Here is a 19,219-nt window from a genome sequence, read left to right as displayed (position 1 = left end):
GAATGCCCCCGCGCGGCGGGCTGCGCCGCACGCGGCCCGGGCTCGGGTCGTCTGGGCCATCGACGCACTAAAATCGCGGGTTGCACGCCCTGCGTGCCACCCGCTTCCCGGGTGCCTCCGTGGTTTCGCGGCGGTGAACCGCGGCGCGTCCCCTACCTTGCCTCCCATGCCATCCACTCCATCCCGTTACGGCCCGGCCACGCTCCGCATTGCGCGCGGAGGCCGGGGCGCGCCGCACTTGCGCGGGTGGCGCTCGCCATGAAGCAGCTGGCCCTGGACATTGGCCTGGTGACCGGCCCCACGCTCGACAACTTCCATGCCGGCCCCAACGCGCAGGCACTGCAGCACCTGCGGCTGGCGGTGGCCGGTGGCGCCGCGCCGCGCTCGCCCGTGCCTACCTACCTGTGGGGCGAAACGGGCACCGGCAAGTCGCACCTGCTGCGGGCCACGTACGAGGCGCTGCGCGGGCAGGGCGCCAGCGTGGGCTGGCTCGACGCCTCCGTCGCGCTGCCCTCGGCCTTCGACGAGCGCTGGAGCGCGGTGCTGCTCGACGAAGTGCACCTGTACACCACGGCGCAGCAGGCGGCGGCTTTCAACTGGTTTGTCAACGCCATCAACCCCACCGAAGGAGCGCCCCGCTGGGTACTGGCCGCGGGCGACCTGCCGCCGGCCGACCTGCCGCTGCGCGACGACCTGCGCACACGGCTGGGCTGGGGCCACGTGTTCCAGCTCCAGCTGCTGGACGAGCAGGAGCGTCGCGCCGTGCTGCGCCAGCAGGCCGATGCGCGCGGCATCTTCCTGGCCGATGAGGTCATGAACTACATGCTGGGCCGCTTTTCGCGCGACCTGGGCAGCCTCATGCAGCTGCTGGACCGGCTCGACAGCTTTGCGCTGCGCACGCAGCGCGCCGTCACCGTCCCGCTGCTCAAGACCATGCTGGAGACCGAGTAGCGCGCGGCCATCGGTGCAGGGCGCTTTCATCCACCCATTGCAATCAACGCATGACCTTTGACACGCAGGTACAACGCCGCCGACTGGCCCTGTTCGACCTGGACCACACCCTGCTGCCCCTGGATTCCGACTACGAGTGGGGCGAATTCACCATCCGCATCGGCTGGGCCGACCGCGAAGAGTTCGGCCGGCGCAACAAGGCGTTCTACGACGACTACGTCGCCGGGCGGCTGGACGTGCACGACTACGTGCGCTTCGCGACCGACGCCATTCGCCAGCGCGGCGCCGAGGCGGCGGCCCTGGCGCACGCTCAGTTCATGCGCGAGGTGATCCAGCCCGCGCTGCGCGAGGAAGCGCGCGCGCTGGTGCAGCGCCACCGCGACGCGGGCGACGAGGTGCTCATCATCACCGCCACCAACGAGTTCGTCACCCGCCCCATCGCCCTGGCGTTGGGCGTGGATCAGCTGGTCGCCGTGGAGCTGGAGCGCGGCGACGACGGCTGGATCACCGGCGGCATTCGCGGCGTGCCCTCCATGCGCGAGGGCAAGGTGCAGCGCATGGAGCAGTGGCTGGCCGAGCGCGGCTTGCGCTGGACGGACGTGGACAGCACGTTCTACAGTGACTCCATGAACGATGTGCCGCTGCTGGAAAAGGTGGATCATCCCGTCGCCACCAACCCCGATCCACGCCTGCGCGCACTGGCTTCCCAGCGCGGCTGGCGCATTCTGGACCTGTTTCCCCCACACCCATGATCAAGACCTTCATCGACAAACTGCTGGGCAAGGGCGCCGCCGGCGCGGGCCGTGGCACACGCGGCCGCTTTGGCAAGCGTGCGGAAGTGCCCGCCGCGGTGCACGGCATCAACCCCGAACTGGTGGACCGCCGCGCCAGCGACGTGGTGCGCACACTCAAGCAGGCGGGCTACGAGGCCTACATCGTCGGCGGCGCGGTGCGCGACCTGCTGCTGGGCCTCAAGCCCAAGGACTTCGACGTGGCCACCAACGCCACGCCCGAGCAGGTCAAGGGCCTGTTCCGGCGTGCTTTCATCATCGGTAAGCGCTTTCGCATCGTGCACGTGGTGCACGGCCGCGGGCGCGAGCATGAGGTGATCGAGGTCTCCACTTTCCGCGCCTACATGGACAACGCGGCAGCCGAGCAGGTGGGGGGCAACGAAAAGACCAGCAAGGCCCAGCTGGCCGGCATGCACCATGCCGTGGACGCCAGCGGCCGCGTGCTGCGCGACAACGTCTGGGGCCCGCAGGACGAGGACGCCACGCGGCGCGACTTCACCGTCAACGCCATGTACTACGACCCAGAGACCGAGGTCGTGGTGGACTTCCACAAGGGCATCGAGGACGCCAAGAAACGCGTGCTGCGCATGATCGGCGACCCGGCCACGCGCTACCGCGAGGACCCCGTGCGCATCATCCGCGCCGTGCGCTTTGCGGCCAAGCTCAGCCCGCTGGGCTTTGCCCTGGAGCCCAAGACCGCCAAGCCCCTGGTGGAGTGCGAGCCGCTGCTGCGGGAGGTGCCGCAAAGCCGCCTGTTCGACGAGATGCTGAAGCTGCTGCAGACCGGCCACGCGCTGGCCTCGATCGCGCAGCTCAAGTCCCTGGGGCTGGCCACGGGCATCTACCCGCTGCTGGACGTGGTGGTGGACCGTTCCAGCCACCCGTTTGTGCAGGCTGCGCTGGCCGACACCGACCGCCGCGTGGGCGAGGGCAAGCCCGTTGCGCCCAGCTTCCTGCTGGCCTGTGTGCTGTGGCAGGACGTGAAGGCCGGCTGGGAGCAGCGCCTGGGGCGCCAGCAGCCCTTCCCGGCGCTGCAGGATGCGATCGACGATGTGTTCGACAAGCGCATCGGCGATGTCTCCGGCCGCGGCAAGCTGGCGGCGGACATGCGCGAGATCTGGGTCATGCAGCCGCGCTTCGAGAAACGCTCGGGCAGCACGCCCTTCGGCATGGTGGCGCACCTGCGTTTTCGCGCGGGCTTCGACTTCCTGCGCCTGCGCGCGGACGTGGGCGAGGTGGAGGAGGCGCTGGCCGAGTGGTGGCAGGAGTTCTCGCTGGCCGACGATGCGCGCCGTGAGGACATGATCGAGCAGGCGCGCGAGGAGCAGCGCGCGCGCCAGCGCAAGGCCCAACCCACGGTACGGCGCGTACCCAAGGCCGCGCCAGTCGCCACGGACGACGCCGAGCCCCCGCGCAGGGCCAGCGATGCCGGTGATTCCCTGGCCGAGCCAGCGGCAGAGGACGCTGCTGCGCCCAAGAAGCGCCGCCGCCGTCGCCGCAAGCCCACGGGCAGCGGTGCATCCGAGGGTGGCGCGCCCGCGGGCGAGGCGTGACCCCGCCTTCCGTGGCGGCCAGCGCCTGGGTGGGCCTGGGCGCCAATCTGGGGGATGCGCGCGGCGCGCTGCGCGACGCGGTGCGGGCGATGGGCGCGTTGCCCGGCACCCAGGTGCGGCAGGTCTCGTCGCTGTACCGCAGCGCGCCGGTGGATGCCGGCGGGCCCGACTATCTCAATGCCGTGGCGCAGTTGCAGACCACCTTGGCGCCACTGGCGCTGCTGCATGCCCTGCAGGCCATCGAGCAGGCCGCGGGGCGCGAGCGCCCCTACCGCAACGCGCCACGCACGCTGGACCTGGATCTGCTGTTGTACGGGGAGGAGCGCCTGGACGGCGCCGAACTCACGCTGCCCCACCCGCGCATGGGCGAGCGGGCCTTCGTGCTCCGCCCCCTGGCGGAACTGGCGCCCGGCCTGGCCCAGACGTGTGGCACAGCCGCCCAGCGCGCCCTGGCCAGCGGCCAGCGCATCGAGCGCCTGGCCGAAGCCACCGAATGGCTGGGCGCAAACTCCTGAATTAATAGCTGCTTGCGCTGGTCGTGCGGACGTTTTAAGGTGAAACCACCTGCAAACCGCCATATGCCAAGCGTGAGGCGCTCTTATTTTTGATGTGAGCGCGCCGCCGGTTGCGAGGCGTAACCGCCGTGGCGGCGGGTGCGGCAGCGCAACAGGGGGGCGCCGTTGGGGCGGCGTGGCCCCAGGCTGACGACGACACGCCCGGACAGTCGCGCCGTGCGCCGCCCGCGGCACTCCGGTGGCACCCGGAATGCCGCGTTCCGGTCAGTCCACCTTGGCGCCGGAGGCCTTCACCACCTGTTGGTACTTGGCGCGCTCGGCGGCCATGAAGGCGTCGAACTGCTCAGGCGTGGTGGCCACGGGCTCGGCCATCAGCGCGGAAAAGCGCGTCTTGGTTTCCGGTGCCTTGAGTGCCTCTGTGAAGGCCTTGTTGAGCTTGGCGATCACGGGCTTGGGCGTGCCGGCCGGTGCCACCAGACCCCACCAGGTGTCGATGGCAAAGCCCTTGAAGGTCTGCGACAGCGGCGGCACGCCGGGCAGCATGGGGCTGGCTTCCAGCGAGGTGACGGCCAGGGCCTTGAGCTTGCCCGACTTGATGTTGGGCGCGGCGGCGGCCAGGTTGTCGATGTTGAAGTCCACCTCGCCGGCCAGCAGGGCCAGCTGCGCGGGGCTGGCGCCGCGGTAGGGGATGTGCAGCGCGAAGATGCCGGCCTTCTGCTTGAACATCTCGCCCGCCAGGTGGCCGGCGCTGCCGTTGCCGCCGCTGCCGTAGTTGAGCTTGGCGGGGTTGGCCTTGGCGTAGGCGATCAGGTCCTGCAGGGTGTTGATCTTGAGCTGCTCGGCCCGCGCGGCGTTGACCACCAGCACGTTGGGCACGCGCACCATCTGCGTGATGCCGGCGAAGTCCTTGGCTGCGTCGTAGGGCATGCGGTTGTACAGCCAGGGGTTCACGGCGTGCGTGGCCGTGGCGGCGATGCCGATGGTGTGCCCGTCGGGCGCGGACTTGGCGATCAGATCGGCGCCGATGTTGCCGCCCGCACCCGCCTTGTTGTCGACGACCACCACGCCGAGCGTGTCGCGCACGCGCTCGGCCAGCGCACGCGCCGTCACGTCCAGCGGGCCGCCAGGCGCGTAGGGCACGACCAGGCGGATCGGCGCGTCCTGCGCGTGGCTCAGGGGGGCTGCGAGTGCCACGCCAATGGCAGCGGCCGAAAGAAGAAGGTGTCTGCGGTTCATAGGCCTCCATTGTGCAAAAAATGGAAGACGCTTCCGTGGCGCCGCAATGCTGCCCTGTCCTACGAAAAGGCGCGGCGCATCTTTCTACGATGGGCCCGGGCCTTGCCTGCCCCCACCCATGAAAGGACTGACATGCTGGACGCCCCCACCATCCTGGACGAATCACGCTACTCCCACTGCATCGCGGCCTGCAACGCATGCGCTGCCACCTGCGATTTCTGCGCCGCGGCGTGCCTGCGCGAGCCCGAACCGCGCCACATGGCCAAGTGCATCGCGCTGGACATGGACTGCGCCGACATCTGCCGCCTGGCCGCTGCCACCATGGCCCGCGAGAGTCCGCACGTGAACTATGTCTGCGAGCTGTGCGCGCGCATCTGCGAAAGCTGCGCACAGGAATGCATGAGCCACGCGGCGGACCATTGCCAGGACTGCGCGGAAGCCTGCAAGCGCTGCGCCAGCCTGTGCCGCGACATGATCGCTTGAGCGAAGCACGCTCCCTGAGCGGCGGCGCTTACCGCGGCCCTGTCGCCGCCTTCGGAGTGCCGTGCGGCGCGGATGGAGCACGGCTCCCGTGGTCTGGCAGATCCCGTTCCACGACACCTGCTGGCTGGGCACAGCGCCCGTTGCGTGGCGCAGGGTCGTGCGCGGTGCGCCGCGGGGAAGCGCCCGTCAGCCGCCGTGCTTGTCGGCCTCGGACGTGAATGCGTCGGCGTAGAACTCGTCGGGTGGCAGGCCTCGCTCCGCGCTGTAGGCGGCGCGGGCCGAGTCCACCACGATGGGCGCGCCGCAGGCATAGACCTGATAGCCCGAGAGGTCGGCAATGTCCTCCATGACCGCCTGGTGCACGAAGCCCGTGCGGCCAGCCCAGCCGTCCTCGGGCAGGGCGTCGGAGACCACGGGCACGTAGCGCAGGTTTGGCAGCGCGGCCAGGCGCTCGCGGATCCAGCCGTCCATGTACAGGTCCGCCGGGCGGCGCCCGCCCCAGTAGAGCGTGGCCGGGCGCGTGATGCCCTTGTGCTGCATGTGTTCGATCAGCGCCTTGATGGGCGCAAAGCCCGTGCCCGAAGCCAGAAACACCATGGGCTTGTCGGAATCCTCGCGCAGGAAGAAGCTGCCGAAAGGGCCCTCCACGCGCAGGATTTCCTTCTCCTTCATGGCGTTGAACACATGGTCGGTGAAGCGTCCGCCGGGCATGTGGCGGATGTGCAGCTCCACGCCTGGCGCGCCTTCCTGCGTGTGGGGTGCGTTGGCCATGGAGTACGCGCGGCGCGCGCCGTCACGCAGGATGAATTCGATGTACTGGCCCGCGTGGTAGCGGAAGGTGTCGGCCGCGGGCAGTTGCAGGCGCACCTGCATCACATCGTGCGATGCGCGCGTGAGCGCCGCCACGCGCACCGGCAGCTTCTTGATGGGATAGGCGCTCTCGTCGGTCACCTGGCGCGATTCCAGCACCACGTCGGTCAGCGGCTGGGCACAGCAGGTGAGCACGAAGCCGGCTTCTTCCTCCTCGGTGCTCAGCGCCTTCTGTTGGTGCTCACCGTGCACTACCGAGCCGCTGAGCTTCTTGCACTTGCACGAGCCGCAGGCACCGTCCTTGCAACCGTAGGGCATGCCCACGCCGCCGCGGATGGCCGCGGACAGGATGGTTTCGCCAGCCTGCGCCTCGAAGGCACGGCCACTGGGCTGCACGGTGATCTGGAATGCGGTCTCTGCGCTGGTCATGACAGTGGGTATCCTTGGAGTTGTCTTCAAGCAAACCGACAGATTTTGCCCTCAATCCAAAACCCTCTCGGCGCCCTGCCGGCGCGCTTTCGCCGCCAGCGCGTGCTCATCATTGGCTGCGGCGACGTGGGGTTGCGCGTGGTGCGCAGCCTGAACGGACCCCAGGGCGGGAGTGGCCGCCCGCGCGTGCTTGCGCTCACGTCCTCGCCCACGCGCGTGCCGCAGCTGCGTGGGGCGGGCGTTACGCCGCTGCTGGGCAATCTGGACGATGCGGCCACGCTGGCGCGCCTGGCGGGCGTGGCCACGCGGGTGCTGCATCTGGCGCCGCCACCTGGCGAGCGCGAGGTTGGTCCGCGCTGGTGGCTGGACCCCCGCAGCACGGCGCTGGCGCGTGCGCTGCGCCGGCGCACGCTGCCGCAATCCCTGGTGTATGCCTCCACCAGTGGCGTGTATGGCGACTGCGCGGGGGACTGGGTGCCCGAGTCGCGGCCCGTGGCGCCCGCCACGCCGCGCGCGCAGCGCCGCGTGAATGCCGAGCGCGCCATGCGTCACCTGGGTCGTGCGGGCGTGCCCGTGAGCATTCTGCGCGTGCCCGGCATCTACGCCCCTGACCGTGAGGGCGGCACGCCCGAAGCGCGCCTGCGCCGCGGCACGCCCGTGCTGGCCGAGCCTGACGACGTCTATACCAACCACATCCATGCGGATGACCTGGCGCGGGCCTGCATGCTGGCGCTGTGGCGCGCTCGTGCGCAACGCATCTACAACGTGGCAGACGACAGCCAGCTCAAGATGGGAGACTACTTCGACTTCGCGGCCGACCTCTATGGCTTGCCGCGTCCGCCGCGCGTGCAGCGCAGTACCGCGCAGGAGCAGCTACCGCTGTCGCTGCTGAGTTTCATGGGCGAATCACGGCGGTTGACCACTAAGCGCATGGCGCGCGAACTGCGCCTGCGCTTGCGCTATCCCACCGTGCGCGAAGGGCTGCAGGCACCGCACCCTTAGCGGGGGTAGGTGTTGCCCTGCTTGTCGTAGCAGCGAAACACGTTGCAGTGCGTGATTTCGCGCCGCGGCGGCGGCGCGGGCCGTGGTGGCACCACCACCACCGGCGGGGCGTAGTAGGGCGAGGGATAGACGGTGCGGCTGGAGCGCGCGCTCTCCGCGCGTGCATAGTCCGCCGGACTCAGGCAGGCGAGGTCAGCCTGGCGCTGCGCCGCATCCAGCCGCGCCTGCTCGTCGTACATGCCGCGGCCCATGGTGGAGAGAACCTCCTGCAGGTTGCGCCGTGCGCGCTGGCAGTCTACGGATTGCGATGGATCGGCCGGGGTGGCGCGAGGGCGCGCTGCGCGCGTCGCGGGCTCGGCGTCGCGCTGTTGCTGGCGCTCCCATTGCTGTCGCTCCTGCTTGCGCTCCAGGGCTTCGGCGGCTTGCTCGCGCTCCTGCTGGATTTCCTGGGGGGTCTTGCGGGCTTCGACTTCGCGTGCGGACTGGCCGCGGCCGCAGTCGCCATCGGTGTAAGTCACCTTGCCCGTGGCCGGGTCGGTGCAGCGCACCACCTGGGCCATTGACGGCAGGGGCAGACAGGTAACCAGCGTCAGCGCCAGCGCGGCACTGACGGTGCCAAGGGAGCCAGGCAGGGCTCGGGTCATGGGCGGCCTTCAGCGCCAGTCGGGGCGCGGGTTGGGGCGGTCGCCGGGCTGGGGCTGGAATGCCTGGTTGCGTCGCTCCCGCTCGGCTTCGCGCTCCGCGCGGCGGTCACGTTCGAACTGCAGCTGCCGTTCGCGTACCACGTCGGGGTTGGGGTGGCGCAGCAGCTGGTCTTCCTTACGGCGCTGGTCCCAGTCGCGGCGGCGTTCGGCCTCCCAACGTTCGGCGTCGCGGCGGCGTTCCGCTTCGCGCCGGTCGGCTTCACGGCGGTCCGCATCGCGGCGGCGGTCGGCTTCGCGACGACGGTCCGCCTCACGGCGTTCGCGCTCCTGGGCCTCGCGCCATTGGCGCTCACGCGCTTCCCGCCACTGGCGCTCGCGCCAGGCGTCTTCACGCCAGCCGGAAGGCGGCGGGGGGTAGTCGCGCCAGCCTAACGGCGGGGCGGTATAGATCACGCCGGGCTGCTCGTACACCGTCATGGACGATGGCGCGGGATAGTAGCCGCCCCCATCGTAGTAGGGGTCACCCGGCACAGCGGCGCAGCCGACAGCCAGCGAGGCGAGCACGCCGGCGGTGAGGATGCGCACAGAAGTCCAACGCGAACGAGGCATGGAGAGGTCTCCCGGGTAAGCACGCCGGGCGGTCCGGGCCGGCGCTGTGATGGTAAAAGCGGTGGTCTCGCTGCCACCTCTTGTGTGTCATACGCGCGTCGGGCCATTTTGGTTGACCCTACCGGACCGGCTTTGTCAGGCTTTGCCGCCTCTTCACCATTGTGACCGGGTGTTTCGCCGCCAGCGCAGGGCCTGGCGGCCGCGCGGCGCGCGCTGATTCCGCCTGGCGCAAGGGCGCCGACGCTGCCTACCCGTGCTGTTGCGCTGCGGGCACGGAGCCGTCGGCGCGCAGGCGGAACAGGGCCACGGACTGCACCAGTTGCTCGGCCTGCAGCTTCAGGCTGTCGGCGGCGGCTGCGCTTTCCTCCACCAGTGCGGCGTTCTGCTGCGTGGCCTGGTCCATCTGCGCCACGGCATCGCTCACCTGGTGCACCCCGGCGCTTTGCTCCTGGCTGGCGGTGCTGATCTCGGCCACGATGCCGCTCACCCGCTGGATGGCCGTCACCACCTCCGTCATGGTGGCGCCGGCTTGGCCGACCAGTGCGGACCCTTGCTCCGCCCGCTCCACGCTGGTGTGGATCAGTTGCTTGATCTCCTTGGCCGCGGCGGCCGAGCGCTGGGCCAGCGCGCGCACCTCGCCGGCCACCACGGCGAATCCGCGGCCCTGCTCGCCGGCGCGTGCGGCCTCCACCGCGGCGTTCAGCGCCAGGATGTTGGTCTGGAAGGCGATGCCGTCGATGACGCCGATGATGTCCGCGATGCGGTGGCTGCTTTCGTTGATGCCCTGCATGGTGGTGACGACCTGGGTCACCACTTCGCCGCCCTGGCTGGCGACCTGCGAGGCGTTGGCGGCCAGCTGGTTGGCCTGGCGCGCGTTGTCGGCGTTCTGGCGCACGGTGGAACTCAGTTCCTCCATGGAGGCGGACGTTTCCTCCAGCGCGCCGGCCTGCTGCTCGGTGCGGGCCGACAGGTCGTTGTTGCCCTGGGCGATCTCGGTGCTGGCCAGTGCCACCTGGCGCGCGTTGACTCTTTCTTGTATTTTGTTTCAATAGGTAATTGCCCTGTAATGCTTGGGCATGTCAGGAAGGCCTGCCGTTGCACCCATGGCGCAAACGAAAAAGCCCCGCGGGTGGCGGGGCTGGTGAGGGTGGAGGCGGTGCGCGCTCAGTCCATGGTGAGCTTCTGCTTGTCCACCACGTTTTTGTAAGCCGTGTATTCGGCCTTGATTTCCTGGGCGAACTTCGCCGGCGTGTCGGCCACGATCAGCGAGCCCGTGTCCTCGATGCGCTTGCGCACCGCAGGGTCCTTCAGCACCTTGTGCACTGCGGCGTTGACCTTGTCCACGATGTCCTTGGGCAGGCCCTTCGGTCCGATGATGCCGTAATAGGCCATGCGGTTCACGTTGGGCAGGCCCACTTCGGCCAGTGTGGGCACGTCGGGCAGCACGGCCAGGCGCTGCGGGGCGGCCACCACCAGGGCGGTCAGGCGCTTGTCCTTGATGAAGGGCAGGGCGGACGGCAGGTTGTCGAAGATCAGCGGGATCTGGCCGGCGACGGCGTCGTTCAGTGCCGGGCCCGAGCCGCGGTAGGGCACGTGCACCAGCTGGGTGCCGGTCTCCAGCATGAACATTTCCATCATCAGGTGGCCGATGCTGCCGGTGCCGGGCGAGCCGAACGAGTACTTGCCTGGAGTCTTCTTGACTTCGGCCAGGAAGCTCTTGTATTCATTGCCGGCGAACTGCGGGTTGGCCGCAATCACGTTGGGCGTGGCGGCGATGTTCACGACCGGGGTGAAGTCGGTGAACACGTTGTAGGGGATCTTGGGGTTGATGGCCGGGTTGGTGGCCGTGGTGGACACGGTGGCCACGCCCAGGTTGTAGCCGTCCGGCGTGGCGCGCGCGGTTTCGGCCGCACCGATGGCGCCGCCGCCGCCGCCCTTGTTCTCCACCACCACGGGCTGGCCCAGCTCGCGGCCCAGGGGCTCGGCCACCACGCGGGCGATCAGGTCGGTGGTGCCGCCCGCGGCGAAGGGCACCAGCAGGCGGATGGGCTTGTTGGGGTAGCCGGACTGGGCCTGGGCGGCCGTGCCGAGCAGGGCCAACAGGCCCAGGGTGAGTGCGCTGCGACGAATCATGCTTTTATCTCCTGTTATCGATGTGGTGAAGCAATGGCGTGCCAGTGATGGCGGGAAGGAAGCACCGGCGGGGCCGGTGCGGGAAAAGGGTCAGATGGCACCCCCCGCTTTGAGCGCTGCGATGGCCGAAGCATCCAGGCCCAGCTCGCGCAGCACCTCGTCGGTGTGCTGGCCGAGCGCGGGTGGCGCGCGATGGTAGCTGACGGGCGTGCCCGACAGCCGCATGGGGTTGGCTACCGTGGCCACGTGGGCGATGCCGTCGCCGGCGTCGCGGGGCAGCTCCCTGCGGATGCCGCGCGCGCGCACCTGTGGGTCGTCGAAGGCCTGGGCGATGGTGTTGATGGGGCCGCAGGGCACGGCCTTGTCCTCCAGCAGGGCGATCCACTCGGCGGTGCTGCGGGTCTGCAGGACGGGCTCCATCAGCGCCAGCAGCGCAGCGCGGTGCTGCACGCGTGCGGTATTGGTGGCAAAGCGTGCGTCCTGTGCCCATTCGGGGTGGCCGCACGCCTGGCAAAAGCGCGCGAACTGTCCGTCGTTGCCGATGGCCAGCAGCACGTTGCCGTCGCGGCTGCGAAAGTCCTGGTAGGGCGCCAGGCTGGGGTGGATGTTGCCGGCGCGTCCGGGCGCCTGCCCGGTGGCCAGGTAACCCGCCGCCTGGTTGGCCAGCACGGCCATGCCCACGTCGAGCAAAGCCATGTCGATGTGCTGCCCTTCGCCGGTGCCGTTGCGGGCGTTGTCGCGCGCGTTCAGCGCGGCCAGGATGGCGTTGCTGGCGTACAGGCCGGTGAACACGTCCACCACGGCCACGCCGACCTTCAGAGGCCCGCCACCGGGCTGCCCGTCGGCATGGCCGGTGATGCTCATCAGGCCGCACATGGCCTGCACCATCAGGTCGTAGCCGGCGCGTTCGGCATACGGCCCGTCCTGGCCGAAGCCGGTGATGGAGCAGTAGACCAGGCGCGGGTTCAGCGCCTTCAGGCTGGCGTAGTCCAGCCCGTATTGCGCGAGGCCCCCCACCTTGAAATTCTCGACCACCACGTCGGCCTCGGCGGCCATGCGGCGCAGCAGCGCCTGGCCCTCGGGATGGGCCATGTCCACGGTGATGCTGCGCTTGTTGCGGTTGCAGGCGGTGACGTAGCTGGCCTCGCGCGTGTCGCGGCCAGCGTCGTCCTTCAGGAAGGGCGGGCCCCAGTGGCGCGTGTCGTCACCGGCCTGGGGGCGCTCGACCTTGACCACGTCGGCGCCCAGATCGGCCAGCATCTGGGTGCACCAGGGACCGGCAAGCACGCGCGAAAGATCCAGTACCTTGATACCGTCCAAGGCGCCGCGGGGGGTGGAAGCACTCATGAAATCGCTATTGAAAACGTAGCTGCTCGCGCTTGTTGTGCCGCCAATTCAAGGATAAAAACCATTGAACTGATTGCAGGGTAAGCGCGAGAAGCTCCTATTTTGAGAGCGCGCGTGACGGGCCTTTGATGCGGCCCGCGCGCCGCGCCGGGTCAGTTGGCGAACGCGGCGATGCCCGTCTGCGCGCGGCCCAGGATGAGCGCGTGCACGTCGTGCGTGCCCTCGTAGGTGTTGACCACCTCCAGGTTCACCAGGTGGCGTGCCACGCCAAACTCGTCGCTGATGCCGTTGCCGCCCATCATGTCGCGCGCCAGGCGGGCGATGTCCAGAGCCTTGCCGCAGTTGTTGCGCTTGATCAGCGAGGTGATCTCCACCACGTTCTGGTGCTCGTCCTTCATGCGGCCCACGCGCAGCGCGGCCTGCAGGCCCAGGGTGATCTCGGTCTGCATGTCGGCCAGCTTTTTCTGCACGAGCTGGTTGGCGGCCAGCGGGCGGCCGAACTGCTTGCGGTCCAGCGTGTACTGGCGCGCGGTGTGCCAGCAGAACTCGGCCGCGCCCATGGCGCCCCAGGCGATGCCGAAGCGTGCGCTGTTCAGGCAGGTGAACGGGCCCTTCAACCCGCGCACTTCGGGGAAGGCGTTCTCCTCGGGCACGAACACGTCGTCCATCACGATCTCGCCGGTGATGGAGGCGCGCAGGCCCACCTTGCCGTGGATGGCGGGGGCGGACAGGCCCTTCATGCCCTTGTCCAGGATGAAGCCGCGGATCTGGCCCACGGTGCCGGATGCCTCCACTTCCTTGGCCCAGACGACGAACACGTCGGCCACGGGGCTGTTGGTGATCCACATCTTGTTGCCCTTGAGGCGGTAGCCGCCGTCCACCTTGTAGGCGCGCGTGGCCATGCTGCCGGGGTCGGAGCCGTGGTCGGGCTCGGTCAGGCCGAAGCAGCCGATGAACTCGCCGGAGGCCAGCTTGGGCAGGTATTTCTGCTTCTGCGCCTCGGAACCGAACTCGTTGATCGGCACCATCACCAGCGACGACTGCACCGACGCCATGGAGCGGTAGCCCGAGTCCACGCGCTCGATCTCGCGCGCCACCAAGCCATAGCTCACGTAGTTCAGGCCGGCGCCGCCGTATTCGGTGGGGATGGTGGGGCCCAGCAGGCCCAGCTCGCCCATCTCGCGGAAGATGGTCACGTCGGTCTTCTCGTGGCGGAACATGTCCAGCACGCGGGGCGCCAGCTTGTCCTGGCAGTAGGCGCGCGCGGCGTCACGGACGGCGCGCTCGTCCTCGGTGAGCTGCTGGTCGAGTTGGAAGGGGTCGTCCCATTGGAAGGCGGTGCGGGGCATGGTGTCTCCAGTGCTGGAATGCGGGGTGGGTGGCGGGGACCCAAGCATGCACAAGGTGCATTGCTTGGTTAACGAAGGTGATCGTATGGCGTCTGAGTAAGTGACGGCAAGCGAGTTATTTGCATCCAGATATTTGATTTAAGAATATCTGGCTAAGATGCTGCGATGCGACGACACCTGCCATCCACCCAGGCGCTGGCCTGCTTCGAAGCCGCTGCGCGTCACGAGAGCTATACCCGGGCCGCGCAGGAGCTGGCGCTGACGCAAAGCGCGGTGTCGCGCCAAATCCTGGCGCTGGAGGAGCAACTGGGCGTGCAACTCTTTCGCCGCACGCGCCACGGGGTGGTGCTCACCCCCGCAGGGCGGCATTACGGGCAACAGGTAGCGCGCTGGCTGCAGGGGCTGGAGCGCGACACGCTCGACGTCATGGCCCACCAGGGGCATGGCGGCGCCATTTCGCTTGCGGCCGTGGCCACCTTTGCCACGCGCTGGCTGATCCCGCGCCTGCCTCTGCTGGCCGCGCGCCACCCCGAGATCGTGGTGCACATCGAGACGCAGACCCGGCCCTTCCTGTTCACCGATACGGCCTTCGACGCGGCGCTGTACGCGGGCACGCCCGAGCAGGTCGCCAACTGGCCCGGCGTGCAGGCGCAGCTGCTGATGCAGGAGGACGTGGTGCCCGTGTCCAGCCCGCGCCTGCTGGAGACGGCGGCGCAGCAACTGGGCATGCCGCGCGGCACGGGCCGTGCACACCAGGGCCTGCCGCCACAGGCGCTGGCGCGGCTGCCGCTACTGCAGCAAAGCACCCGGCCCTATGGCTGGCGACAGTGGTTCGATGCCATGGGCGTGTTGGATGCGCCGCGCGCGCTGGAAGGGCCGCGCTATGAACTGTTCTCCATGACGGCCGCCGCGGCGGCCCACGGCCTGGGGATTGCGCTGATGCCGCCCATGCTGATCGAGGCCGAGATCGCCCGGGGCGAGCTGGTGGTGGCCTGCCCGCGTCCGTTGCGTGGCGAGCGTGGTTACTACCTCGTGAGCCCCGCGCAGCCCCAGCCGCCGGTGCTGGCCGCGTTCGCTGGCTGGCTGCAGGACATGGCGGTGGCCGGGCCGCTGGCGTAGCCGCTCTTCAGCATCTGTCGATCAGCGTCCACCCATCAACGCGACGCATACCGGCACCAGCACGGCAGTGGCCACACCGTTCAGGCCCATCGCCAGCGCGGCGAAGGCACCGGCCGTGGGATGCACCTGCAGTTCGCGCGCCGTGCCGATGGCATGGGCCGTGAGGCCGATGGCAAAGCCGCGCACGGCCGGGTCGTGCACGCGCAGCAGGCGCAGCAGCGGCCCCGCCAGCACCGCCCCCGCAATGCCCGTGATGGCCACGGCCACCGCTGCCAGCGATGGCGCGCCGCCGATGCGCTCCGCCACGGGCAGCGCGATCGGCATGGTGGCGGATTTGGGTGCGAGCGCCATCAGCGTCTCATACGATGCGCCCAGCGCCCAGGCCAGCAGCAGGGCGGAGACGATCGCCACCGTGCAGCCCACGAGCAGCGCCACGCTGATCGGGCGCCAGAGCTGGCGAATGCGCTCGCGCTGCGCGAACAGCGGCACGGCCAACGCCACCGTGGCGGGGCCGATGAGAAAGCTCAGCAGTTGCGTGCCCTCGCGGTAGGTGGCGTAGGGCGTGCCCGTGAGCAGCAGCACCGCCACGACGAGCGCCGTCGCCGTCAGTGGTGGGATCAGTAGCGGGTGTGCGCCGCTGCGCCGATACAGCGCCAGCGTCAGCGTGTAGGCCGCCAGCGTCAGCGCCAGCCAGGGCAGGGGCGACGCCGTGAGCCATGCGGCCAGCCCGGGGAGAGACGCGCTCACGGGGCCTGCTCCTGCTCGCGCGGGCGTGCGTCGGCGCTGTCGCGCAGCAGCCAGCGCAGCGTCCAGGCCGTCACCACCAGCGTGATGGCCGCCCCCACGATGCCGGCCACGAGGAACGGCAGCCATTCGCGCGCGATGCGGTCAAAGTGCAGCATGACCCCGGCGATCGCCGGGATGAACAGCAGCATCATGTTCTGCAGCAGGCTGCCCGCGGTGCTCTCCAGCGCCTGCGGGACGCGCCCGTATGCCAGCAGCGCCGCCAGCAGCAGCAACATGCCTGCGAGAGCGCCAGGCAGGGGCAGGCCCAGGAGCTGGACCAGAAGTTCTCCCAGCAACTGGAGGATGAAGAGGGCGGTCAGGGCGTAGAGCATTGAAGGCGGGCAGGCGCAAAAACCATGATCATCCCCGATACCCACCGCCCCGCGCTGGCGCTCGGGTGATGCCGCCTCTTTGCGGGAGGTCGGGGGCTCCGCCGGTTGCGCGCAACGGCCATCCGCAATACCGCTGGTATGCAGCGGTCGCCCGGCGAAGCACCCTCCGGTGCAACGCAACGGTCGCCGCACCACTGCACCAGGAGGACTTGCCATGGCTACCGCCCAGCCCCTGTACCACGCACCCACGTTTGAACCTACCGTGGATGAGATCGCCACGCTGAAGCAGCTCGAAATGGGCCAGGCCATCAGCGTGCCCGACGCGCTCAAGCACCACCTGTCCGGGCGCCTGCTGGATTGGGCCTATATCGGCAAGACGCCCGGGGGCGAGTTCCACATCACCGACCTGGGCCGCCAGCTCATCAAGCGCCAGGACAACTGAGCCGGGGCACTGCGGCGGGGCGGATTCGCCTCCGTCCTACACGGCGCCCCGCGCGGGCGAAGGTACCTTACGGCCACCGCAGCAAACACCCGACGGGTGCGCATCGCAGCTTCGCTGCCATGTCCAGGCGGCGCGGGCCGGGCTTCTCGGCTCCCATTGCGGGAGCCCTGGTCCCAGGTCTGGGCCGAACGCTGTGGCCGCATGCATGGCAAGGGTGGCGTCCTCTTATCGCCGCCCGGCGGCATGTGGCTGACACCCGTAAGCTTTGCCCTTTGGCAGCGTCCCGTGCTGGCCAGTCCTCACGGGGCCCCGCGTACTCGATTGCCGAGGCGCGGGCGGCAGGCACATCGTCCTGCCGCTGCCTCTGGCGCGGTATGCCACCGACCCGGAGATGGCTGACATGATTCACCGCACCGCTCTCGCTCACCGCCAACCGGCCGATCCCCCCGTGGAGCCGGATGTGCCCGTACCGCCCCCGGAGCCCGCTGACACGCCTCCGCGCCTGGGCTGAATGGCGGTACGTACGGGCGGTACGCGCACTTGCGCGGGTGGCTGTCTTACAAGGTAGGCCCCGCCAGGCGCTTATGGTGGACCGCAACTACCGGAGCGTGACATGCCACCCAAACCCGCCTCAGGCGAAGTACCCCATTCAGCCGTTGTCGTATTCAACTTGCGCGCTCCAAAGGATCGCTTGAGCGCGCCTGGCGAAGGGGCTCCCGCAGCCACCCAAGGGTCCGCCGGAATGGCCGCGCCGTCGGTGGATGCCCCCCAGCCCTCAGCGCCCCAGCGTGGCGACACGCCTACCACCCCGGGTCGCGAAGGCATGGGCGCACCTGCCGGGGGCGCGCCCGCGGCGCAGTAGACGATGCGGGCACGCGCATTGCCGCACGACTGACCGGCTACGAACGTGGGTCAAAGAAAGCCGCACGCCACTGAGCGCGTTTTCGATCCCACGTAGGCTTCTTTTCCCGCTGCTCGCTGGTACATGCAGTCAATGGGGCGGGTGCGCAGGATCCTGGCGCTTGTGCGTGACCCAGATCAGGGCGTGCGTATCCACCCCCAGCGCCTGGGCGCGAGCCACGATGGCATCGCGCTGCGCAGCGTCCAGTTGTTTGTCGCGCGCCAGAATCCAGCAGTAGCTGGTATCAGGCCCCAACACCAGCGCCCAGCGGTAGTCAGGGTCAAGCGCCGCGACGTGGTAGCCGCCGTAGAACGGGCCGAAGAAGGACACCTTGAGCGATCCGGTGGTGGGGGCACCCGTGAACAGCGCCTTGCCAACGGCTTCGCGCCATTGGCCCGATGCGGCGGCAAAGCCGCGGTTGACCACGCGCACGCTGCCATCCGCCTGGGGGGTGTAGGTGGCGGACACATCCGTCATGCCGCGCTCGAATGAGTGGTCGAGCCGGGCCAGCTCATGCCAGCGCCCCTGATAGCGCTGTAGATCGAATGGCGTGACCGCTTTTACGCCCGGCGGGGGGCTGGTGTTTGCACAGCCGGCCATTACGGCGACGCCCGCCATCCATAGCGCCCATAGGCCTGCGCGGCAGGACGGGATGAGTGCGCGCCGCACAGAAAACAGAAAAGCCGAGACCAGGTACATGTGATGTCCTTGACCGAGTGGTGGATCAGTGTGTGTGGCGCCATTGCGCCACCAAGGGTTGAAGCCCCGTCAGGTGCTGGACGAGAGTGATCCCTTCGAGGGGCTTTTGGTACAGAGCCGTGCACGAGCCGCCGACCCACAACGCGGTGGTGGGAGACAACTGGGCCCGCAACTCACGCAGGCTGGCGTGAACGACTGTCCCGTTATGCACATTGCTGAAGCTCAAAGCCACCACATCCGCCCGATGGGCCACGGCGGCTTGGGCCACGTCGCCCACGGGTGTCTGCGTACCCAGCGAAACGCAGGTAGAGCCTTCCAGTGCCAGCAGTGCTTCAACCATGAGCAACCCCAAGCTGTGCAATTCCTGGGGCAGCGTGGTGAGCAGGACCTTGGGACCTTGCGGTATGGGCAGCGGCGCCAGGGAAGCAATCGCGTTGCGCAGAACCCCGGTGATGACCTCGGTGAAGAGGTGTTCCTCGAAGACCTCGAAGCGCCCTTGCACCCAGGCCTCGCCCACGGCCGTGGTCAGGGGAGCCACCAGGTCGGTGACGAACGGAGCGAGCCCCATGCTCAGCTGCGCGTGACTCAGGGCATGCCGCAGGGCTTGCGGATCGTGCGCTCCGATGGCGTCAAGAAGCGGAGCCAGGGTCGCAGGTGAGGGGAACGCCTGAAGATTTGTCTTGGACAAAGATGAACTGGGGGATGAAGGTCTCTGGTTCAGCAAGGACAACAGTTCTGCACTGTCCAAGCCCACCACCTTGCCGGGCCTGGCCCCTGTGTCGAGCAGGCGGCGAATCAGTTTCAGCCGTTGCACCTGCTCGCTCGGATACAGGCGGTCCCCCGCTCCGTCGCGCAAGGGTTGCGGGAAGCCATAGCGTTTTTCCCATACGCGCAAGGTGTCCTTGGCTACGCCGGTTTCGCGCTCCACTGCGGCGATGGGCAAACCTGCGCTCTCGGGATGGTCTGGCGTGCTCATGCGCCAACCTTTATGCGGCGTACAGGCCTCAGGAGGGTATTGAAAGTCATGGACAAACTGTGGGGATTGGTGAAATTGTCTAGGACAAAACTTGTTTTGTCCACTACATTAC

Annotated in this window: 19 protein-coding genes and 1 pseudogene; 8 read left to right on the top strand and 12 right to left on the bottom strand. The window is 68.9% G+C overall.

Translation table 11 applies throughout. The features are described from left to right. The first annotated feature begins 258 nt into the window (after positions 1–258). Genes hda through folK form a run of 4 tightly spaced genes read left to right on the top strand, consistent with a single transcriptional unit; the run spans position 259 to position 3,810 of the window. On the top strand, positions 259–951 hold the full coding sequence (gene hda / locus PCQ86_RS14040; RefSeq protein ID WP_011806134.1) for a DnaA regulatory inactivator Hda: 693 nt from the start codon (positions 259–261) through the stop codon (positions 949–951). Between the two features lie 50 nt (positions 952–1,001). Next, the gene (locus tag PCQ86_RS14035; protein WP_011806133.1) at positions 1,002–1,703 is read left to right on the top strand and encodes an HAD family hydrolase; all 702 of its coding nucleotides are present in this window, start codon (positions 1,002–1,004) and stop codon (positions 1,701–1,703) included. Next, positions 1,700–3,295, top strand: a complete 1,596-nt coding sequence (pcnB, locus tag PCQ86_RS14030; RefSeq protein WP_103738815.1) for a polynucleotide adenylyltransferase PcnB — start codon at positions 1,700–1,702, stop codon at positions 3,293–3,295. Before PCQ86_RS14035 ends, pcnB begins: the two co-directional genes overlap by 4 nt. Then, positions 3,292–3,810: a 2-amino-4-hydroxy-6-hydroxymethyldihydropteridine diphosphokinase gene (folK, locus tag PCQ86_RS14025; RefSeq protein ID WP_103738816.1), complete on the top strand. Its 519-nt coding sequence runs from the start codon at positions 3,292–3,294 to the stop codon at positions 3,808–3,810. The genes pcnB and folK overlap by 4 nt, the downstream gene beginning before the upstream one ends. A gap of 264 nt (positions 3,811–4,074) precedes the next feature. Here the strand turns inward: folK and PCQ86_RS14020 are convergent, their stop codons facing one another. Next, positions 4,075–5,046, bottom strand: coding sequence for a Bug family tripartite tricarboxylate transporter substrate binding protein (locus PCQ86_RS14020; protein WP_015913806.1), 972 nt, complete (start codon positions 5,044–5,046; stop codon positions 4,075–4,077). Positions 5,047–5,178: 132 nt separating this feature from the next. Between PCQ86_RS14020 and PCQ86_RS14015 the strand changes: the two genes are divergently transcribed. Further along, on the top strand, positions 5,179–5,529 hold the full coding sequence (locus tag PCQ86_RS14015) for a four-helix bundle copper-binding protein (RefSeq protein ID WP_270174025.1): 351 nt from the start codon (positions 5,179–5,181) through the stop codon (positions 5,527–5,529). Positions 5,530–5,715: 186 nt separating this feature from the next. Here PCQ86_RS14015 and PCQ86_RS14010 read toward each other — a convergent pair whose 3' ends face one another. Next, on the bottom strand, positions 5,716–6,768 hold the full coding sequence (locus PCQ86_RS14010; protein WP_011806128.1) for a CDP-6-deoxy-delta-3,4-glucoseen reductase: 1,053 nt from the start codon (positions 6,766–6,768) through the stop codon (positions 5,716–5,718). 45 nt (positions 6,769–6,813) lie between these two features. Here PCQ86_RS14010 and PCQ86_RS14005 point away from each other — a divergent pair, with 45 nt between their 5' ends. Continuing rightward, positions 6,814–7,770 (top strand): SDR family oxidoreductase, encoded by a 957-nt coding sequence (locus PCQ86_RS14005; protein WP_047350728.1) that lies wholly within the window; start codon positions 6,814–6,816, stop codon positions 7,768–7,770. On the opposite strand, the gene PCQ86_RS14000 is transcribed toward PCQ86_RS14005, so the two are convergent. The 6 genes and pseudogenes from PCQ86_RS14000 to PCQ86_RS13975 form a co-directional block, all read right to left on the bottom strand. Then, complete coding sequence (locus tag PCQ86_RS14000; RefSeq protein ID WP_011806126.1) at positions 7,767–8,414, bottom strand: DUF4124 domain-containing protein; 648 nt, start codon at positions 8,412–8,414, stop codon at positions 7,767–7,769. The genes PCQ86_RS14005 and PCQ86_RS14000 overlap by 4 nt on opposite strands. Positions 8,415–8,423: 9 nt before the next feature. Further along, the gene (locus PCQ86_RS13995; protein ID WP_270174024.1) at positions 8,424–9,023 is read right to left on the bottom strand and encodes a hypothetical protein; all 600 of its coding nucleotides are present in this window, start codon (positions 9,021–9,023) and stop codon (positions 8,424–8,426) included. Between the two features lie 247 nt (positions 9,024–9,270). Next, a pseudogene (locus PCQ86_RS13990) lies at positions 9,271–10,053 on the bottom strand (methyl-accepting chemotaxis protein); the annotation flags it as partial. 134 nt (positions 10,054–10,187) lie between these two features. Further along, positions 10,188–11,156: a tripartite tricarboxylate transporter substrate binding protein BugE gene (locus PCQ86_RS13985; RefSeq protein ID WP_270174023.1), complete on the bottom strand. Its 969-nt coding sequence runs from the start codon at positions 11,154–11,156 to the stop codon at positions 10,188–10,190. 90 nt (positions 11,157–11,246) lie between these two features. Further along, positions 11,247–12,503: a CaiB/BaiF CoA transferase family protein gene (locus tag PCQ86_RS13980; protein WP_270174022.1), complete on the bottom strand. Its 1,257-nt coding sequence runs from the start codon at positions 12,501–12,503 to the stop codon at positions 11,247–11,249. A 152-nt stretch (positions 12,504–12,655) separates the two neighbouring features. Continuing rightward, positions 12,656–13,852: an acyl-CoA dehydrogenase gene (locus tag PCQ86_RS13975; RefSeq protein ID WP_103738822.1), complete on the bottom strand. Its 1,197-nt coding sequence runs from the start codon at positions 13,850–13,852 to the stop codon at positions 12,656–12,658. Positions 13,853–14,017: 165 nt separating this feature from the next. Here PCQ86_RS13975 and PCQ86_RS13970 point away from each other — a divergent pair, with 165 nt between their 5' ends. Continuing rightward, positions 14,018–14,971 carry a LysR substrate-binding domain-containing protein gene (locus PCQ86_RS13970; RefSeq protein ID WP_103738823.1) on the top strand — a complete coding sequence of 318 codons (954 nt, stop codon included), beginning with the start codon at positions 14,018–14,020 and terminating at the stop codon, positions 14,969–14,971. A gap of 21 nt (positions 14,972–14,992) precedes the next feature. Here the strand turns inward: PCQ86_RS13970 and PCQ86_RS13965 are convergent, their stop codons facing one another. Both PCQ86_RS13965 and PCQ86_RS13960 read right to left on the bottom strand, forming a co-directional pair. Continuing rightward, a complete protein-coding gene (locus PCQ86_RS13965; RefSeq protein WP_123676006.1) occupies positions 14,993–15,718 on the bottom strand; it encodes an LrgB family protein in 726 nt (241 codons plus the stop codon). After that, positions 15,715–16,089 carry a CidA/LrgA family protein gene (locus PCQ86_RS13960; RefSeq protein WP_011806119.1) on the bottom strand — a complete coding sequence of 125 codons (375 nt, stop codon included), beginning with the start codon at positions 16,087–16,089 and terminating at the stop codon, positions 15,715–15,717. The genes PCQ86_RS13965 and PCQ86_RS13960 overlap by 4 nt, the downstream gene beginning before the upstream one ends. Positions 16,090–16,303: 214 nt before the next feature. Here PCQ86_RS13960 and PCQ86_RS13955 point away from each other — a divergent pair, with 214 nt between their 5' ends. Next, complete coding sequence (locus PCQ86_RS13955; RefSeq protein WP_270174021.1) at positions 16,304–16,531, top strand: hypothetical protein; 228 nt, start codon at positions 16,304–16,306, stop codon at positions 16,529–16,531. 991 nt (positions 16,532–17,522) lie between these two features. On the opposite strand, the gene PCQ86_RS13950 is transcribed toward PCQ86_RS13955, so the two are convergent. Further along, the gene (locus tag PCQ86_RS13950) at positions 17,523–18,131 is read right to left on the bottom strand and encodes a lipocalin family protein (protein WP_270174020.1); all 609 of its coding nucleotides are present in this window, start codon (positions 18,129–18,131) and stop codon (positions 17,523–17,525) included. Between the two features lie 25 nt (positions 18,132–18,156). Next, positions 18,157–19,107, bottom strand: a complete 951-nt coding sequence (locus PCQ86_RS13945; protein WP_270174019.1) for a MerR family transcriptional regulator — start codon at positions 19,105–19,107, stop codon at positions 18,157–18,159. Positions 19,108–19,219 lie beyond the last annotated feature (112 nt).

The organism is Diaphorobacter sp. ED-3 (genome assembly GCF_027625375.1).
Classification (GTDB): domain Bacteria; phylum Pseudomonadota; class Gammaproteobacteria; order Burkholderiales; family Burkholderiaceae_C; genus Diaphorobacter; species Diaphorobacter nitroreducens.
The sequence above is the reverse complement of the archived record's forward strand: the minus strand, read 5'-3'. Positions and strand labels throughout refer to the sequence as shown.

Excerpts from the sequence above, each read along its gene's own strand:
- hda (WP_011806134.1), top strand. The coding sequence starts at position 259 with ATGAAGCAGCTGGCCCTGGACATTGGCCTGGTGACCGGCCCCACGCTC.
- PCQ86_RS14035 (WP_011806133.1), top strand. The coding sequence starts at position 1,002 with ATGACCTTTGACACGCAGGTACAACGCCGCCGACTGGCCCTGTTCGAC.
- pcnB (WP_103738815.1), top strand. The coding sequence starts at position 1,700 with ATGATCAAGACCTTCATCGACAAACTGCTGGGCAAGGGCGCCGCCGGC.
- PCQ86_RS14020 (WP_015913806.1), bottom strand. The coding sequence starts at position 5,046 with ATGAACCGCAGACACCTTCTTCTTTCGGCCGCTGCCATTGGCGTGGCA.
- PCQ86_RS14015 (WP_270174025.1), top strand. The coding sequence starts at position 5,179 with ATGCTGGACGCCCCCACCATCCTGGACGAATCACGCTACTCCCACTGC.
- PCQ86_RS14010 (WP_011806128.1), bottom strand. The coding sequence starts at position 6,768 with ATGACCAGCGCAGAGACCGCATTCCAGATCACCGTGCAGCCCAGTGGC.
- PCQ86_RS14000 (WP_011806126.1), bottom strand. The coding sequence starts at position 8,414 with ATGACCCGAGCCCTGCCTGGCTCCCTTGGCACCGTCAGTGCCGCGCTG.
- PCQ86_RS13995 (WP_270174024.1), bottom strand. The coding sequence starts at position 9,023 with ATGCCTCGTTCGCGTTGGACTTCTGTGCGCATCCTCACCGCCGGCGTG.
- PCQ86_RS13985 (WP_270174023.1), bottom strand. The coding sequence starts at position 11,156 with ATGATTCGTCGCAGCGCACTCACCCTGGGCCTGTTGGCCCTGCTCGGC.
- PCQ86_RS13980 (WP_270174022.1), bottom strand. The coding sequence starts at position 12,503 with ATGAGTGCTTCCACCCCCCGCGGCGCCTTGGACGGTATCAAGGTACTG.
- PCQ86_RS13975 (WP_103738822.1), bottom strand. The coding sequence starts at position 13,852 with ATGCCCCGCACCGCCTTCCAATGGGACGACCCCTTCCAACTCGACCAG.
- PCQ86_RS13970 (WP_103738823.1), top strand. The coding sequence starts at position 14,018 with ATGCGACGACACCTGCCATCCACCCAGGCGCTGGCCTGCTTCGAAGCC.
- PCQ86_RS13960 (WP_011806119.1), bottom strand. The coding sequence starts at position 16,089 with ATGCTCTACGCCCTGACCGCCCTCTTCATCCTCCAGTTGCTGGGAGAA.
- PCQ86_RS13955 (WP_270174021.1), top strand. The coding sequence starts at position 16,304 with ATGGCTACCGCCCAGCCCCTGTACCACGCACCCACGTTTGAACCTACC.
- PCQ86_RS13950 (WP_270174020.1), bottom strand. The coding sequence starts at position 18,131 with ATGTACCTGGTCTCGGCTTTTCTGTTTTCTGTGCGGCGCGCACTCATC.
- PCQ86_RS13945 (WP_270174019.1), bottom strand. The coding sequence starts at position 19,107 with ATGAGCACGCCAGACCATCCCGAGAGCGCAGGTTTGCCCATCGCCGCA.